This is a genomic window from Paenibacillus nanchangensis (assembly GCF_046543445.1).
In the GTDB taxonomy this organism is placed as follows: domain Bacteria; phylum Bacillota; class Bacilli; order Paenibacillales; family Paenibacillaceae; genus Paenibacillus_AQ; species Paenibacillus_AQ nanchangensis.
Genome location: NZ_JBHOFD010000017.1, coordinates 72,247 through 88,490 on the forward strand (window position 1 = coordinate 72,247; position 16,244 = coordinate 88,490).

Sequence of the window (16,244 nt, forward strand, 5' to 3'; positions counted from 1 at the left end):
ATGATGAAACTTCGGATAACATGGTTTGACAGCATCATTGTGCTGGTCATTTGCCTTATCAGCTTGCTTGTAATTTTGCCTTTTCTTTATATTATCGCCGTATCGTTCAGTCCGCCGGGTGATTCGCTTGCAGGCAATTTCTTTATCTGGCCCAAGCATTGGACGTTTGACGCCTACGCTTACCTGCTGAAGGCGGATACCTTCATGACATCGGTCCAAAACTCGGTATTGATTACAGCGTTGGGCACCTGCCTCAGTCTGTTTGTATCGATTACCCTGGCTTATGCCTTGTCCAAAAAATTCCTGCCTGGACGCCGTGTTATGCTGCTGTTTATTTTTTTTACGATGATCTTTCACGGCGGTATGATTCCCAGTTATCTTGTGGTCAAAAATCTCGGCCTGATCGACTCCTATTGGGCGGTCGTGCTGCCTGCGGCTTCCAGTGCGTTTAACATCCTGGTGATCCGCTCCTTCTTCCAGAGCCTGCCCGAAAGTCTGGATGAAGCGGCGCGGATCGACGGGGCGGGCGAATTCCGGATTCTGTATTCGGTTGTGCTGCCGCTATCCAAGCCGATCATTGCGACCTTCACGCTGTTTTTTATGGTCCAGTTCTGGAATGAGTTTTTCTCCGCCGTCATCTACCTGAACGATACGTCACGCTGGCCGATTCAGCCGCTGCTGCGGCAGATGGTTGCGATTAGCGCATCCAACATTTCGGCTGAAGCCGCAGTGGATGCGCAGCTGGCCGCCAATCTGGGGCCGAATGTTCAGAACGCGGCGATCCTGCTGGCCATGCTGCCCATTGTGATTGTGTATCCGTTCCTTCAGAAGTATTTTGCCAAGGGAGCCATGCTCGGTTCGATTAAAGAATAATAGCGGGAAATGACCGCAAACATGGAAAAGGTGAGATGTATGACGCTGGGTTATAAAGATTTACGCCACAATCCGAACTATACGCAGCCTCAAATGTCCGATGCGGAATTTCTGGGCACCGCGCTTGATCTTAGCCGCCCGGAACTGGCGGGGGTAGCCGCTGAACTGAAGGCCGGCCGGATTGCCGCTGCCAGAGATGCTTACCTGGAGGTAATCGCATCCGGGAGTGCGAGAAGATATTATTTCAATGTGAAGGAAGTTCCGGAGCTCAGATCTTATGCGATTAACCACTACAGCGAGGATGAAGAGGCGGGAGAGGACATTGCCGAAGCAGACCGGATTGCTGCAGGCGATATTCCGGTATTCAAAGGCAGGAGGGTGGTCTTCCCGGGTGGCAACTATGACTGGAACAGCTGGCTGTACGACAGCTCACAGTACCAGCTGCATTTGACCCGTTTTGTTTACGTTAAGCGGCTGGCCAGAGCCTATATTTTGACCGGCGATGAGAAGTATGCCAAATGCTTTAATGACATGATGGACCATTTCATCGGCGACAACCCGATGCCGGTGGACGGGACTTTCAGGGCGGAGCATTCGACCTGGGACCCGCTCTCCGCCGGGGTCCGGCTTTTTACGCTGCCCGAAGCCTTTATTGCGTTTTTTAACTCCGCTTCCTTTAGGCCGGAGGTTAAGCTGAAATTGATCAAATCCTTCCACCAGCACGGACAATATGTCCGCAGATATCATGCCAGTCACGGCAATCACGTCTGTATGCAGCTGCGCGGGTTGATCCAGACTGCACTGCTGCTGCCGGAGCTGAAGGAATCGGCGGTGTGGCTGGAATACGGCATGCGTGAAATGCCGGCCTACATCCGGCAGAACGTCTATCCGGACGGCGTACAGTTTGAAGGCAGCCCGAATTACCATTTAATCGTTATGCGCGATGTATATGAACTGGTGGCGCTGTTCCATAAACTAGGCATCGAAGAAGGGGGATACGCAGAGATTCTGGAAAAAATGTTCACCGTTACGCTGCATCTGCTCACTCCGGACGGTCAGCTGGCCAGATTCGGCGATACCGACATACAGACGGCAAGTGAGCTGCGAAATATCATGAGCCTTGGCGCTTACCTGTATCAGCGGAGCGATTTCAAAGCGCTGGGGCATAACAAGCTGCCTTTTTCACTGCTTTGGAGACTTGGACCGGAAGCGGCGGAGAAATATGAGCAAATCCAAGCTTCCGTACCGGCAGAGACGGCAGCCTGCTTTCCGGCCGGCGGATATATCACCTTCCGCCAGGGCTGGAGAGCGGGGGACATGTATATGGCGATGCGAGCCGGTGCCGGTGTTGGCGGACATGCCCATGCGGATGCGCTTAGTTTGGTACTTTATGCCGGGGGACGCGAGCTATTGGCGGATACCGGCATGGGTTTGTTCGAGTGGAACAAGGAGCGGAAATATGCGGTATCCACCCGGGCTCACAATACCGTGGTTGTCGACGGGCAGGATCAACATGTACGCAGCCTGCACTGGAATACGCCGAATACCGCGGCCTGCCGGATCTGGGATTTTGCGGCGCAGGAGAGTTATGATTATACCTTCGCCAGCCATTTCGGGTATACCCGCTACGAAGATCCGGTTATTCACTCCCGGAAAGTGCTGTTTGTCAAAAACCGCTACTGGCTGATCGTGGATCTCTTTGAGGCACAGGGTCTTCACCGGTATGAGCAGTATTTCCACCTGCCTACAGGCTGTGCAGCTTACGACCCCTACAGACGGGAAGTTACAACACAACTGGAGGATGCCAACCTGCTGCTTGTTCATCCTCCGGCCGGGCTGCCGGAAGACCGGCTTACTTTGGAGCAGGGATTAATCTTTAAACAAGGCGTGTATTATGACAACCCGGTGGTGAAGCGGTCGTTCGAGGCATACGGTAAAAAAGTTGTTGAGACACTTGCCATACCATACGGAAGCGCGAAACCCGAAGTGAAGATTGATCGTATACCTGTGCGCTTGAACGGGGCAGAGGTAGCCCTCGTGGAGGCGTCCGCCCTGCGTCTGACGATCGATGGCAGTGTGGATGAAATCTGCTTGTACCATAACAGCTTCGACGTCCAGGGCTACCTGGATCATACGGGCAATATCATCACCGAGGGACTGCTGCCGGGTAAAAAGGAGCCAAACGGTTTGGAATTTGCGGGATCCGTATACAGCAGTGATGTCATAGTGAAGACCAATTGCGGCCGCGAAGCAATAGGCAAAAGTTAAGTTGCCGGAGGCAAAATTGGACGAGCAAGGCTTCAGTCAGGGGCAGAGGCCCTCAAACCATCCATAAAATTGCCCGGTACGGCAGCCCCCAACTTAAACACACGCGAATAAGGTGACAAAGCTGCTGGAAAAAGTTTATGATTATCTATGAGCGGAGTAGAGTTGAGTATAGAAAGGTGAGCTGAGCAAATGGCACAAATTAAGATTTATGGGGTTAAGGAGAAGTTGAATCCCTGTAAGGAAAAACTATCGGAGGTCATCCACTCTTGTGTAGTTGAAGCATTCAAATACCCTCCGGACAAAAGGTTTCACCGGTTTTTCCCTATGGAGAAAGAAGATTTTATTTATGCAAAGGGCCGTTCTGATGCTTATACCATCATTGAGATCAGTATCTTTGAGGGAAGGTCGCTGGGGGCTAAAAAACAACTAATCCATTTGTTATTCCAGCGAGTCAACGAATCTGTGGGGATTACGCCAAATGACCTTGAAATTACGATTTTTGAAACCCCGGCGCATCACTGGGGAATCAGAGGATTGCCCGCTGACGAACTGCAATTAAACTATAAAGTGAATGTGTAAAAAGAAGAAGCTGTCCCAGAAGTAAATTTACGTAAAAAAGAAAGCTTTCAAGTTACATGAATTGCTAATAAATAAAGCCGCACCGTAGATGGGGAGTGGGAGGCTCCTCTTACGGTCCGGCTATTTTTTTGGGTGAAACCACAAATTACACTAAATAAGTCTGGATCACATGAAATGAGCCAAGGCGTAATTACGAGGCAAGGGCTGTCACCCGTCACATTGCGACTTATGAGACAGCCGCTTTTCACATTAACACAACAATAAATTTGGCGATAAGACTCAAGATGAAGTCTGCCTGGTCCGCGCATTAACGAGCAAAATGCTGGCGACAATTAGCGCCATTCCGGCAAGCAGGTTTAGCGTCAGCCGCTCGTTTAAAAACAAAACGCTGCAGACAATGGAAACCACCGGGATCAGGAAGGTGAAGGAGCCAACCTTCGATGCTTCGCCGGAGCTAATCAGCTTAAAGTAGACCAGCCATCCGAGCGCAATGACAAATATGGAAATGAACAGCGTATCTAATAGAAAAGTAAGGTTCCATTGAACTTCCGACCAGTTCTCGACCGCCGAGCCATACCCCGTCATGACACAGCCGCCGATCAGAATCTGCATCGCGGTCATCCACAAAGAGTCAACTTTTGGAGCCTGCCGTTTGATGTATACCGTTCCAAGCGCCCAGCTAAGCGCCGAGGCTAAAGCGAGCAGAATGCCGAGCATGGAGATGCCCCCTTCCAACCCTCCAATGCTCATCACGGCCACCCCGGAGAACCCCAGCAGCAGGCCAAGTATTTTTCTGGGGTACATCTTCTCACCAAGCCACATCCAGGCAAACAATCCGAGCAGTACCGGCTGCAGAAACACAATCGCCGAAAATAACCCTGCGGGCATGTACTGCAGTCCGACAGTCTGGAAGCCATAGTAGAACACGATGCTCAAAAAAGCCGAAATCAAATAATACGGCCATGTCTCCCGCAGCCGGAGTTTATTCAAGCGAGGTAGTGCGACAACAACTAGCAGCAGCCCGCCAATCAGCGTCCGCAGGCCGGCGAACAGCAGCGGAGGCGTAAATTCCAGCGCGTATTTGGATAACGGCCAGTTGATTCCCCACATCAATATCAAAAACATTAAATAAAATAAAGTTTGTTTGCGGGATAAAGCAGCATCCAACATAGTGAAGTCTCTCCTTGTTTATAGGTCATTCCGAATGATACACTATTTCACAACATAATGAAAATGAATGTTAATTATAGGGGGCATAACTCAACGGTTATGACTAACACACAGATTAAGCTGTTCGTCAAAATCGCAGAAACGGGCAGCTTCACCAAAGCAGGGTTGGAACTAAATATGACGCAGCCGGCGGTCAGCCGCGCAATCTCATCGCTCGAAGCGGAGCTTGCGGTGTCACTGCTTCTGCGGGACCGCCGCAGCGGCGTGCAGTTGACTGAAACTGGCAAACGTATTCTTGTGCTGTTCCGTGAGATTCTTGGCACGTTTGACAAGGTGGATCAAGTTATCGCCGACGAAAAAGGGCTGCAGGTCGGCACCATTCGTGTCGGGGCGTTTCCCGTGGCTGCCGCTCATTTTCTGCCCAACATTGTCGCCGCTATCGCCAAAAAACATCCGGGAATTCAATTTGAGCTTCGCGAAGGGAACATCAGCGAACTGAAAAGCTGGCTGGAAAACAGGGTCATTGACGCTGCGATCCTGATTCCGCCGGACGGGGAGTGGGATACAATTCCGCTTTACCGGGAGAAAATGTATGCGGTGCTGCGGGAGGATCACCCGCTCAGCGGCTTATCCGTTATCCCTGTGAAACGGTTGGCAATGGAGCCGTTTATTACGTGCAAAGCCGGATACGAACCGCCGATCAACGATCTGATCGAACGGGCGGGAGCCTGCCTGCAATCAAAATATATCGTCCAGAGCGTCAATATGGCACTGCGGATGGCGGAAGAAGGGCTGGGATTTCCGATTTTGTCCGAGCTGGCACTGAAATCGCTCCCGTCCCGGCTAGTTAAACGCGAGCTGGAGCCGGAAGCCTACCGTGATATTCGCTTGGCTGTACCGTCGATTGACGAAGCCTCCTCTGCGGTTAAATTGTTTATCCGGACAACACTGGAGTTGTTTCCGCCACAGGGCATGCCGGCGTCAAAGCTGTCTGATTTCGTCCCGGGCAAGTTATAAGCGGCTTGTGTGGCAAGCGGAGATAGGCAAGTCTATCATCCAGGTGAGATTAGACAAAACTAACTATTCTGCTTATTATAGGAACATTAACGTATAAGAAACTTCCAGTTAAATAGGCCGATGGAGTTGATAGAGATGAAGAGAACGGATGCGGACAGCTTGCTGGCCGAGTTGATTTCAGGCACCTTGCTCACACCGCAGTTGTTTGAGAATCTGGATGTGGAAGGGTATCTGGATGCGCGGGATGAGCCGGCATTTTCAGACGCCTGGATGCAGGCTTACCGGGAGACTGTGCATGATCCTGCCATTATGGAGGAGGAAACACTGCGGGGATGCCGGGAGCAGGCGTTTAAACAGACGTTCCGTTTCACGGGGGAGCATGAATTGGCCGCTTATGTCAGTGATGATTTTGGGTTGATAGGCGCATTTCTGTTGCAGGAAGGGGACTTGAAGCCGAATACGAATCTGGATCCGAATCCAAATCCAAATCTCAATCCGACCCCGAACTCGGACTCAAACCCAAATCAGACCCCGATCCCCTTTGCAGCCCAACTGCTGGAGAGTTACAGACAGGGAAAGCTGCCCGGGTTATGAAAAGGTAACGGAAGGTAATGTAAGGGAGTTTATGTAGGAGAGGGATGCGGGGATGCAGGTAACAGTACAAGTAACGGACTCGGAGTCCAAATTCATTATCAACAACTTATATCCTCTTTACTTACACGATCTCTCCGAAATATGGGGATGGGAACCCAACCAATACGGAATATTTGAGGACGACGACACTTTAACATTGGCGGATCAGAACAGAGTTTTTGACATATGGTGGTCCCGGCCTGACAGCTTGTATCCTTACCTGATCAGAGCCGGTGAAATCCCGGCCGGGTTTGCGTTGGTCGCTTCCCCGCCTTATGCTCCGCCTGGTTGTAATTTTTACATGAATGAGTTTTTTGTGCTTCGTTCCTTTCGGGGAAAAGGGGGGGCTGAAGCTGCAGCATTGCAAGTGTTCGACTTGCACCTGGGGGTATGGGAGCTGCAAACAAATCCGGGGGATAAGAATGCCCGGGCGCAGAGGTTTTGGAGAAAGACGATCAACGGCTATACCCATGGACAATTTACAGAACATACAGCGGACACAAGCAATGATGGGCTGAAACGGATTTTTCGATTTGAAAATTAAATTAACAGGAGTGAAAATACATATGACAAAAGCAACCTTTCATCTGAGGCGTCCTTCAATGACGGATGCGGAGGCCGTTTGCAGCCTTGTGGCTGCATGCGACACGGAAGACCTTGGCGCACCCGATGTTGTGCTGGACGATATTCTGGACATGTGGTCATCCTTTGATTTGGAGAAAAATGTATGGGTCGTTGAAAAGGAAGACCAAACGCTGATTGGCTACGCGTTTCTCGAAGAAGACAGCGAAGAAAAGCTGTTCAGCTATGGCTGTGTGCTGCCCGCTGAACGGGGACGGGGAGTGGGCGCAGCGCTGCTTGCAGCCATCGAAACACGCGCGGCTGAGCTCCGCGATCAATCGGGCGTCACCAAGCGGCTTCAGGGGATGATTCCCACGTTGTGCGAAGGCGCTGTCCGGCTGTTTGAGCAGCGCGGATTTGCCCCGGTGCGTTATTTCAAGCGGCTGGAGCTGCGGCTTGATGCTGAACCGCCGGCCCTTCAGCCTCCGGCGGGAATCACGGTCCAACCGTTCAAGAAAGGCCGGGACGAACGTGCCGTTTATGATGCGTACGTGGAATCGTTTGCGGATCATTGGGATTTTGCCGCCCCTGCATTTGAAAAATGGGTGGAGAAAACAGAGCTTCCTACCTTTAACGAACAATGGTGGTTAATTGCTACGGATGACAACGGGACTGTCGCCGGCCTTGCGCTGGGCCGCATGCGGGAGGACCTGCTCTACATTGAGCAGATAGGGGTCCGCCGTGAGTTCCGAGGGCGGGGATTGGCCCTGGCGCTGCTGCAGCAGATGTTCCATGCCTCCTATCATGCAGGCCAGATGCTTGTCGCCTTGGGCGTAGATGCCGCCAATCCGTCGGGTGCGTACCGTCTATACGAAAAAGCGGGAATGAAACCCGCCTATGAAATCAGCATTTTTGAGAAAACCATCTCACATTTGGAAGGATGAAGTCCGCATGCGAGCCTATATTCAGACAGATCAAAACGGGGACTTCTATAATGTAAATGCTTTTGTCGCCAAGGAGGGGTTTGCTGCATTAGGGTGGGAGACCCTGAAATACAGAGAAGCAAGCGGCATCAGCGATCACAATCCGGAAGATGTGGTGGTTGGCGGAATCGGCAATGTAAGAAAACGGCTGGAGATACTGGGCATCAAAAGGACCCAGGGGGAAATCGATTATCCAGACTCCCTTCAGGTTTACTTAGGCAGGAAAGTATGGGCGACTACTGTTCAGGAGCTGCTCCATGATAAAGACCAGTGGAATGTATTCATCAAACCAAAAGACAGAACCAAGCAGTTTGCGGGGAAAGTGATCCGGGAGTTTAAGGATTTTATCGGTTTGATTGAAGGGGAGGAGAACCCGGCCATCTGGTGTTCGGAAATTGTTGATTTTGTAACGGAGTGGCGCTGTTTTATCAGGTATGGACAAATCCTGGACATTCGGCAGTACAAAGGTGCCTGGGATTCCAAGCTGGACCTTACTATTGTAAAAAAAGCAGTTCATGATTTTACGGATGCTCCAGCTGCCTACAGCATGGATTTTGGCGTCGACCCTAGCGGGCAGATGAAGCTTGTCGAAATTAATGACGGCCATTCGCTGGGAACGTATGGGATCAGCCCCATAAACTACGCCAAGTTTCTTGCCGCCCGCTGGGCCGAATTAACAGGAACTCCGGATGCGCTGAGGCATTACTAGAGTGTTCTAAATCAAAGATGCAAGAAAACGCCAGTACACTCTGGCGTTTTCTATTTGCGGCGGCAAGTAGGGTGAAACTTTGCTGCCGAGTCTATAAGACAAACGTTTCGTTCACGGTTAACATCCTAATAAATTAAAGGGACGTTTCTCTGATACGGATCCCAATGTCCCGAATCCACACGGTTCCGCGGTCTGTACGGTCAAACACAAAGCTGATTTCTGCGAGCTGTTTCGGGTTAAATTTTGGATTTGTTTTTTGCAGGTCGGCTAGCTTAAAGCTGTAGTTCTGGAAGACCGGTTCTTTCACCGGAACCGAGGAGGAGAAGGGACGTTTAACGATGTTCCCTTCGAACATCGGCAGTAACCCAGCTTCGCTGCTTAGCGGTAACGATGCGGTATTTCCTTGCGAATCTGTGACTTTTACAGTTAAGTCGGCAAGGCCGTCTTGGCTGGAGGAACCCTTGTTTTCCTTTCCATTCGCCATTGCAAAGACAACGGAGCTCTGTGCGTTTGCTTCCAAGCCCTGGTCTGGAAGAATGACCTTGTAGGCGGGAAGAGAGGAGGACTCCGAACGATCCCATCCGAGCCGGACGGCGCTGAAGGGAGCTGCGCTAAACTTCATTTTCACTTTCTCCTCTGTCCATTCCTTTAATCCCACTCCGTCGAGACGCCCACCAGCCAATGTTGTTGTTCCGAGATCGATGTCTTCATCAAAAGTGCTGATAACCTTCGTGCCCGCATCCCAATAATTGCTGATATACATCGTGTTGGGGAGCCATTCCCGGGCATAGCCTAGATCTTGAAACACAGCCCGATATCCGGATTCGCCTTTCAGCGTTGAATCCAGAAAAGCAGAGATGAGCACCTTGGCCGCCAGCAGTTGCTCGTCCTGTGAGATAAGCTGGGCGGTGTTAAACCACTTACTACCCAGCCCGATACTGTCGGTATCTCCCCATTTGGTATTAAACTGGCCGTGATTCGCCCCATACAGATAAACCGAAGTTTTGAAAAGATCCGTGTCCTCTGTAAAGGTAACCCGGCTGTATTGATTTGCGCCGTCAAACGAACTGACATCCATGTCGTGCGCCCCTTGCAGAGCAAGGAAGTTGATGTCTTGCATTGTTACAGGCTGTCCGGCAGGCTGGTATTGCCCGTCGGTGCCGGCGATGGATATGACGGATCGGATATTAAAGTTATAGTTGAATTTGATGTTCCCGTCATCCGGATAGGCCGGCAGCTTGTTGTAAGCCGAAGCGACAGCAGCTGCTTCTCCGCCGCGGGAATGACCGATTAACGCAATCCGGTTCATATCTACTTTGCCGTATAAGGGGCTGCTTTTTTGAGCGTTCCAGTCTTTCCATGTCTTTAAATGCTCCAGCAAAAGCCAGCCTCTAGCCCGGTTTTCTCCTTCCAGCACTTTTACCAAAAGCAAGTCGTCAAAGGGCGACGTGTTTAGAAAATTTTCATCAACCGAAACAAATATGTAACCCCGGCTCGCCAGCAGTGTGCCTAAATAACCATACCCAGTGTCCGAATAATCGGTTGCAAGATGATTGCCGTGGACCGTTACGACCAGCGGAAAAGGCCCTTCCCCTTCAGGAAACCAGACCGACCCGTTCAGCGGCATCGCTTCCGGACCAAAACCAAACGTTTTAGTCCGAAGCGCGGACCAATTGTCCACAAATGCCGATCCGTCTACTTGTTTCGTAACCAGTGATCCTTCCGCATTAAACTCCTTGCGGTAGCTGTTTTCACTTCCATAAGTCCAGGTTTTTACTTTAAACGAGCCAGGTTCAGCCGGATTTGGCATCGTGTTCTGATATCGTTCTGCTGATTTAACAGCTTGAAGCGTATATGGCTTAACAAGTTTGGCTTCGCCGTCGCTCAAGAGCCAATAACCAGTCAGGCATAGAAATGCGAAAGTCAGTGCTGCACCCAAACCAGTGATGATCTTTTTTGCCCGAGTCTTTCCTTTGTAGGCGCCATTGAACCACCGGTACAGGATTGCACCGAGTGCAGAAACAGCGGCCATGATAGACAATAGGGTTAATAATAACAACGGGGCGGTAGTGATAAAGCTTATGAACAGCAGACAAAAGGAAAACAGTGCCGCCCATAGGTAACGAGACGGCATTTTTTTAGCCAAGTGCAGCAGCAGGGTAACGATTCCGGTAATGGCCAGTATAGCTGCCAAAAAAAGGAGGGTGCCGACGGAATAGTCAAAAATTCCCCGAGACCCGAGCATGTAGTACCCTTGTACGAAACTGATACAGAGTGCTACGAAGCTTAATAGAAGGCAGGCACCTTTCCAGCCCTGAGTAAGCGGCGGGATTCGCTGCAGCCATCGCCTGATCCGGGATCTCTTTTTTTTGACGGGTTCAACCGGGATGATTTCCATTTGTTCCATTCGCTTAACCTCTTTCATTATTTAGTTGGCCTTTCCTAAACCATACTCAACTACTCCCGGAGTTTATTATAGCGGACCGTACTTACGGGCAGCTTACTCTTTCCTTACACCAATCTTACACTTCGCCTGCCATGGATTCGTTGATTTTTTCAACTCGCTAATAATTCCTGCCATATAGCTGGCAAGGACCCTGTTTTATAATGGGGGCAGCTAAAGGGAGGGGAACGATAATGATACAGAAACAGGAAGAAATCATCATAGCAGGGGCCAGAGAAAATAACTTAAAAAATGTTACCCTTCGAATTCCGAAGCGGAAAATCACGGTTTTCACAGGCGTTTCGGGTTCGGGAAAATCCTCTATTGTATTTGATACCATCGGAGCTGAGTCACAGCGGCTTCTTAATGAAACCTACACCGCTTTTATCCGCAACCGGCTGCCGAAATATAAGAAACCGGAGATGGACAGAATTGAAAACCTGTCCCCGGCCATTGTAATCGATCAGCGGAAGCTTGGCGGCAATACCCGGTCAACGGTGGGGACAATCACGGATATCTATTCGCTGCTGCGTCTGTTATACTCCCGTGCCGGTACGCCGTTTGTCGGATACTCTCATGTTTTTTCGTTTAACGACCCGGAAGGGATGTGCCCCGGCTGTCATGGGCTTGGCAAACAAATAGCACTTGATCTTGCCAAGATGTTTGACAAGTCAAAATCCTTAAATGAAGGCGCGGTTCAGTTTCCCGTATTTTCCGTTGGTTCGTGGTACTTAAAGAACTATACCTTATCCGGTTTGTTTGACAACGATAAGAAGCTTGCGGATTATTCCAATGAGGAGTGGGAACTGCTGCTGTACGGAAAGGGAAGCAAAACCAAGCTTCTTTCAAAGTTCGGGCCGATCGAGTCCGATTACGAAGGGATTGTCCATAGGTTCAATCGGCTGTATATTCAAAGAGACGGAGATGAATTGTCGGAGGGGACCAAAAGAAAGGTGGAGGGATTCACCACCCAGGTCGCTTGTCCTGATTGCGGGGGTTCCCGCCTAAATCCAAAAGCTTTAAGCTGCAAAATCAATGGCACAACCATTGCGGAATGCTGCGGTATGGAGATCGGCGAACTGCAAACATTCATTACAAGCATCCAAAATCCGATAGCGGCTCCGGTCATCAGCAGCCTGTCCGAGCGGTTGGGGCATTTGATGGATATGGGACTTGACTATCTTCATCTCAACCGGGAGACTTCAACCTTGTCTGGCGGTGAATCGCAGCGCATCAAGATGATCAGGCAGCTGGGCAGCAGCTTGACGGACATGATCTATATTTTTGACGAACCAAGTATTGGACTGCACCCGCGTGATGTCGAGCGTTTAAACCGGCTGCTGCGGAAGTTATGCGATAAAGGCAATACCGTGCTTGTGGTTGAACATGATCCGGATGTCATCCGGATTGCCGACCATATTGTGGATGTTGGACCTCATGCGGGAACGGCCGGAGGCGAAATTGTGTATGCGGGGACGGTACATGGATTGCGGGAGGCGGAAACCTTGACAGGACTGCATCTGAACCGCCAGGGGCTGATAAAAGAAGTGGTCCGCAAACCGGACGGTTTTTATGTAATCGAAAACGCCACAGCTAATAATCTGAAAAACATCTCCGTCCACATCCCGAAAAGGGTGCTGACGGTTATCACCGGGGTCGCCGGTTCGGGAAAAAGCTCGCTTATCCATGCAGAATTTTTACGCCGGACACCCGAAGCTATTGTAATCGACCAATCCGCCGTGCATACGTCCATCCGGTCTACGATCGCAACCTATACAGGAATTATGAACGATATACGCAACCGGTTTGCCAAAGCGAACCGGCAGAGCGCCTCCCTGTTTAGCTCCAACTCTCGTGGAGCATGCCAGGATTGCCAGGGTATCGGTTTCCTATATACGGATCTGGCGTTTATGGATGGAGTCAAGACGACCTGTCCTACCTGCGGCGGCAGACGTTTCCAAGAGGAGGTATTGTCCTATACGTGGCAGGGGAAATCGATCTGCGAAGTTCTCGATATGACGATTCGTGAGGCGCTGCCTTTTTTTGAGCATGAGCCCTTTAGCAAGCAGCTGCAGGCTTTAAATGAAGTTGGTCTTCATTACTTGACGCTTGGTCAACCATTAAGCACATTGTCGGGCGGGGAATGCCAACGGGTGAAGCTCGCAGGCGAGCTGCACAAAAAAGGAAGGGTTTATGTAATGGACGAGCCTACAACGGGCCTGCACATGGCGGATGTCGATCATCTGCTGGCCATTTTAAATCGGCTGGTGGATAACGGTAGCACAGTCATCGTCATTGAACATAATATCGAGGTCATTCGGCAGGCTGATTGGATCATCGACCTGGGGCCGGAGGGCGGCAGACGTGGAGGCGAGGTGATATTTACGGGATTACCGCTTCAGCTTATGGTGGATCGTAGATCATTAACCGGCAAGTACGTTAAGCAATCCATAATGTAGGATCTATAGCGGGAGGAATAACCAATGAAGCTGGACCGTTTGCTGTCGATGACGATGGCCCTGCTTGGAAGCAACCGGAGGTTAAGCGCCAACGAGCTTGCAGAGCGGTTTGAAGTTTCACTCCGGACCGTATACCGGGATGTTGAAACCCTAAATCTGGCCGGTATCCCTGTAGCTTCTTATTCCGGGCCCGAAGGCGGGTATGAAATCATGCCCGGGTACAGTATCGAGAAGCAGGCGCTGACAATTGACCAGTTACTGTCGCTCTATTCCGCGGTAAAAAGCATCTCGTCTGCAACCGGCAGCGTCCAGCTGGCCGAGCTGCTTGAGCGGATTGGGGCGCTGATTCCCAATCATGCTTCGCCATCTGCCGATAATAGTCTCAATCTGCAGTTTGCCTCGAACTTGGATGTTAAGGAAGAAGTATGCGTCTTGGACCAAGCGGTCCGCTCCCTGGCTTTGGTTACGTTTCATTATAAAAATGAACGGGGCGCTGAGACGGAACGAACGGTGGAGCCGATGGGATTATTCCTTAAACGGGGCGTGTGGTATCTGTGGGGCTATTGCCGGTACCGGTCGGCCTTGCGTGTGTTTCGGGTTAACCGAATGCAAGGCATCAACGTACTGCGGCAGACATTCGAGCGCCGTAATCTAACTGTCGAAGACATCGACAAGAACAAGCCTAAGCCTGCGGGTATCGAAGTTCTGCTGTGTTTTCAACCTGCCGTTCAGACTAGAGTTTGGGAAGAGTTTACCAACAGCCAAATTACAGCACAAGCAGACGGCAAGCTGCAGGTTAGGGCATTTTATTATACAAAAGAACAAGCTGTTCAGCATATTGCCAGCTTCGGCGTAAATGTCCGGATTGTGGCGCCGCAGGAATTCATTCAGGCTTTTTGCAGCCATCTTGATGACATCTTAGAGCTGTATATGAATCAAAGCAGCTACGGATAATCATCCGAGCTGCTTTTTGTCTGCCGCTTTCTGCTATAATAAACAGGAACGCCAGTTTGTATTCTTTCGGTTTCCTTACCATAAGAGTATTTCGTTTTACGAAAGAGTATATTACGAATACATAACCGTTTTTTAATTCCTGAGAGAAGGAGAGGTCGGAGCGTGATGCAGTTGCTAGTGGATAAGGTGATCCATTACTGTCTCGGCAAAAAAGGGGCGGCATTGGACTATCCGTTTGACCGTGATATCCCTGTAGTCAAAGTAGCAGGGAAGATCTTTGCGCTTATCTTTATCCAGAATAAAGAACATTCTTTCGTCAATCTCAAATGCGATCCGCTGATCGCCGCCAACCTGCGTGAGCAGAACAAAAACATCCGGCCGGGTTATCACATGAACAAACAACACTGGAATACCGTCCAGCTGGACGGTTCCGTTCCGGAAGATGATTTGACCGATATGATAGACCATTCCTACGAAATGGTAGTGAAGAAGCTCCCCAAACATGCAAGAGAAGCTTTGGAGGAGAGCGGTAAACTATGAATCTATAACCTGAAGCAGCCCCGGTATAAATTGTCAGTCACTTATTTTATTGATATACTGCCTATATGTACAATGGATTGGGGGTTATACCGATGGCAATGCAATATTGCTCATTCGCTAGGAAGTCCTCATGCAAAGCCTGATTGGGGCGATACTTTGCGTGAGGTGCGATAGGAAGAATCCGTTCGCCCAAGCTTAACTTCATCGTTTCTAATAACGGGCTTTGCACCTTATTTTTATCCATTAAATATAAGGGGCTGAAGTTCCATGAAGACACCATTTATTAGAAACCACCAGTATAATATCATTAAGAAACAAGCGGATTTCCTGCAGAACACACTGCGGACCGTGGCTGACCGGAGCGTGCTGAAGACGGTAAGATACCGTGCGGCCGCCACTATTATTGAAGCTTTTGCATTTTTGACGCCTGACCAGCAGCTGCTGCTGGAGCGCATTTCGTCGCTTGAGAACGCCTTTGAATTTCAGAACTATCTCAGCGAGCTGGAGGCTTATCTGGAGCCTTATCCGCCAATAACGCTGAAGCAGATTCAGAAGCTGTTCCCGAAGAACAAGAAGCTCAAAGTGCCTGATCTGGGCTCAATAGATTTCCGGTTCGTAACCTATCTGAGCTGGGTGGACATCGCCATGAACCGGCTGTTCATCGTGTATCCGGTGGAAGGCCAGTTAATCGGGATTGAAGGCAAATACACGCCAACTCACAAGAAAGGCTATTGCCTCTTCTGCAACCGGCAGCATGAGCTTGCTTTTCTGACGGTGAAGACCAAGGCAGCCGGCGGGTCGGGAGATCATTTCGGCTCCATTGGCCAATATGTGTGCATGGATGGCCTGGAGTGCAACCAGAGCATTACCGACACAAGCGCGCTGGAGAAGTTCATCGTTACACTCAAAAAATAAACAACGGCTGCCTGGGGACAGGCAGCCTTATTTTATATCCAAACCTAGACAGCCGCGCGGAAACCCGCACGGCTGTCTGAATTTAGTTACGGCTTTTCCGGCCATTGTTACGCGGATAAGTCGAAGGCGATGGCGAAGCA

At 50.3% G+C, this 16,244-nt stretch carries 14 protein-coding genes; 12 read left to right on the forward strand and 2 right to left on the reverse strand.

The features are described 5' to 3' along the window. From ACE6ED_RS15185 to ACE6ED_RS15195, 3 genes are all read left to right on the forward strand, one after another. Positions 1 to 873, forward strand: a complete 873-nt coding sequence (locus tag ACE6ED_RS15185; protein WP_410828032.1) for a carbohydrate ABC transporter permease — start codon at positions 1 to 3, stop codon at positions 871 to 873. A 21-nt stretch (positions 874 to 894) separates the two neighbouring features. Continuing rightward, positions 895 to 3,141, forward strand: a complete 2,247-nt coding sequence (locus tag ACE6ED_RS15190; protein ID WP_410828033.1) for an alginate lyase family protein — start codon at positions 895 to 897, stop codon at positions 3,139 to 3,141. Positions 3,142 to 3,330: 189 nt separating this feature from the next. Further along, positions 3,331 to 3,720, forward strand: coding sequence for a tautomerase family protein (locus tag ACE6ED_RS15195; RefSeq protein ID WP_410828034.1), 390 nt, complete (start codon positions 3,331 to 3,333; stop codon positions 3,718 to 3,720). Between the two features lie 279 nt (positions 3,721 to 3,999). On the opposite strand, the gene ACE6ED_RS15200 is transcribed toward ACE6ED_RS15195, so the two are convergent. After that, positions 4,000 to 4,890, reverse strand: coding sequence for a DMT family transporter (locus tag ACE6ED_RS15200; RefSeq protein WP_410828035.1), 891 nt, complete (start codon positions 4,888 to 4,890; stop codon positions 4,000 to 4,002). A 99-nt stretch (positions 4,891 to 4,989) separates the two neighbouring features. Between ACE6ED_RS15200 and ACE6ED_RS15205 the strand changes: the two genes are divergently transcribed. The 5 genes from ACE6ED_RS15205 to ACE6ED_RS15225 all read left to right on the forward strand — a co-directional run bounded on the left by ACE6ED_RS15205 (position 4,990) and on the right by ACE6ED_RS15225 (position 8,793). Beyond that, entirely contained in the window at positions 4,990 to 5,907 is a 918-nt protein-coding gene (locus tag ACE6ED_RS15205) for a LysR family transcriptional regulator (protein ID WP_410828036.1), read from the forward strand. Positions 5,908 to 6,042: 135 nt separating this feature from the next. Continuing rightward, complete coding sequence (locus tag ACE6ED_RS15210; RefSeq protein WP_410828037.1) at positions 6,043 to 6,501, forward strand: hypothetical protein; 459 nt, start codon at positions 6,043 to 6,045, stop codon at positions 6,499 to 6,501. Between the two features lie 52 nt (positions 6,502 to 6,553). Then, positions 6,554 to 7,084, forward strand: coding sequence for a GNAT family N-acetyltransferase (locus tag ACE6ED_RS15215; protein ID WP_410828039.1), 531 nt, complete (start codon positions 6,554 to 6,556; stop codon positions 7,082 to 7,084). A 22-nt stretch (positions 7,085 to 7,106) separates the two neighbouring features. Next, entirely contained in the window at positions 7,107 to 8,045 is a 939-nt protein-coding gene (locus tag ACE6ED_RS15220; RefSeq protein WP_410828040.1) for a GNAT family N-acetyltransferase, read from the forward strand. Between the two features lie 7 nt (positions 8,046 to 8,052). Next, a complete protein-coding gene (locus tag ACE6ED_RS15225) occupies positions 8,053 to 8,793 on the forward strand; it encodes an ATP-grasp domain-containing protein (RefSeq protein WP_410828041.1) in 741 nt (246 codons plus the stop codon). Between the two features lie 133 nt (positions 8,794 to 8,926). Here ACE6ED_RS15225 and ACE6ED_RS15230 read toward each other — a convergent pair whose 3' ends face one another. Further along, a complete protein-coding gene (locus ACE6ED_RS15230) occupies positions 8,927 to 11,200 on the reverse strand; it encodes an alpha/beta hydrolase family protein (RefSeq protein ID WP_410828042.1) in 2,274 nt (757 codons plus the stop codon). 230 nt (positions 11,201 to 11,430) lie between these two features. On the opposite strand from ACE6ED_RS15230, the gene ACE6ED_RS15235 reads away from it, so the two are divergent. From ACE6ED_RS15235 to ACE6ED_RS15250, 4 genes are all read left to right on the forward strand, one after another. Then, complete coding sequence (locus ACE6ED_RS15235; protein WP_410828043.1) at positions 11,431 to 13,695, forward strand: ATP-binding cassette domain-containing protein; 2,265 nt, start codon at positions 11,431 to 11,433, stop codon at positions 13,693 to 13,695. Between the two features lie 24 nt (positions 13,696 to 13,719). Further along, positions 13,720 to 14,649 (forward strand): helix-turn-helix transcriptional regulator, encoded by a 930-nt coding sequence (locus tag ACE6ED_RS15240; protein ID WP_410828044.1) that lies wholly within the window; start codon positions 13,720 to 13,722, stop codon positions 14,647 to 14,649. Positions 14,650 to 14,814: 165 nt separating this feature from the next. Then, positions 14,815 to 15,189, forward strand: a complete 375-nt coding sequence (locus ACE6ED_RS15245; protein WP_410828097.1) for an MmcQ/YjbR family DNA-binding protein — start codon at positions 14,815 to 14,817, stop codon at positions 15,187 to 15,189. A gap of 267 nt (positions 15,190 to 15,456) precedes the next feature. Then, positions 15,457 to 16,104: a FusB/FusC family EF-G-binding protein gene (locus ACE6ED_RS15250; RefSeq protein WP_410828045.1), complete on the forward strand. Its 648-nt coding sequence runs from the start codon at positions 15,457 to 15,459 to the stop codon at positions 16,102 to 16,104. Positions 16,105 to 16,244: the final 140 nt, after the last annotated feature.

Excerpts from the sequence above, each read along its gene's own strand:
- ACE6ED_RS15185 (WP_410828032.1), top strand. The coding sequence starts at position 1 with ATGATGAAACTTCGGATAACATGGTTTGACAGCATCATTGTGCTGGTC.
- ACE6ED_RS15190 (WP_410828033.1), top strand. The coding sequence starts at position 895 with ATGGAAAAGGTGAGATGTATGACGCTGGGTTATAAAGATTTACGCCAC.
- ACE6ED_RS15195 (WP_410828034.1), top strand. The coding sequence starts at position 3,331 with ATGGCACAAATTAAGATTTATGGGGTTAAGGAGAAGTTGAATCCCTGT.
- ACE6ED_RS15200 (WP_410828035.1), bottom strand. The coding sequence starts at position 4,890 with ATGTTGGATGCTGCTTTATCCCGCAAACAAACTTTATTTTATTTAATG.
- ACE6ED_RS15205 (WP_410828036.1), top strand. The coding sequence starts at position 4,990 with ATGACTAACACACAGATTAAGCTGTTCGTCAAAATCGCAGAAACGGGC.
- ACE6ED_RS15210 (WP_410828037.1), top strand. The coding sequence starts at position 6,043 with ATGAAGAGAACGGATGCGGACAGCTTGCTGGCCGAGTTGATTTCAGGC.
- ACE6ED_RS15215 (WP_410828039.1), top strand. The coding sequence starts at position 6,554 with ATGCAGGTAACAGTACAAGTAACGGACTCGGAGTCCAAATTCATTATC.
- ACE6ED_RS15220 (WP_410828040.1), top strand. The coding sequence starts at position 7,107 with ATGACAAAAGCAACCTTTCATCTGAGGCGTCCTTCAATGACGGATGCG.
- ACE6ED_RS15225 (WP_410828041.1), top strand. The coding sequence starts at position 8,053 with ATGCGAGCCTATATTCAGACAGATCAAAACGGGGACTTCTATAATGTA.
- ACE6ED_RS15230 (WP_410828042.1), bottom strand. The coding sequence starts at position 11,200 with ATGGAACAAATGGAAATCATCCCGGTTGAACCCGTCAAAAAAAAGAGA.
- ACE6ED_RS15235 (WP_410828043.1), top strand. The coding sequence starts at position 11,431 with ATGATACAGAAACAGGAAGAAATCATCATAGCAGGGGCCAGAGAAAAT.
- ACE6ED_RS15240 (WP_410828044.1), top strand. The coding sequence starts at position 13,720 with ATGAAGCTGGACCGTTTGCTGTCGATGACGATGGCCCTGCTTGGAAGC.
- ACE6ED_RS15245 (WP_410828097.1), top strand. The coding sequence starts at position 14,815 with ATGCAGTTGCTAGTGGATAAGGTGATCCATTACTGTCTCGGCAAAAAA.
- ACE6ED_RS15250 (WP_410828045.1), top strand. The coding sequence starts at position 15,457 with ATGAAGACACCATTTATTAGAAACCACCAGTATAATATCATTAAGAAA.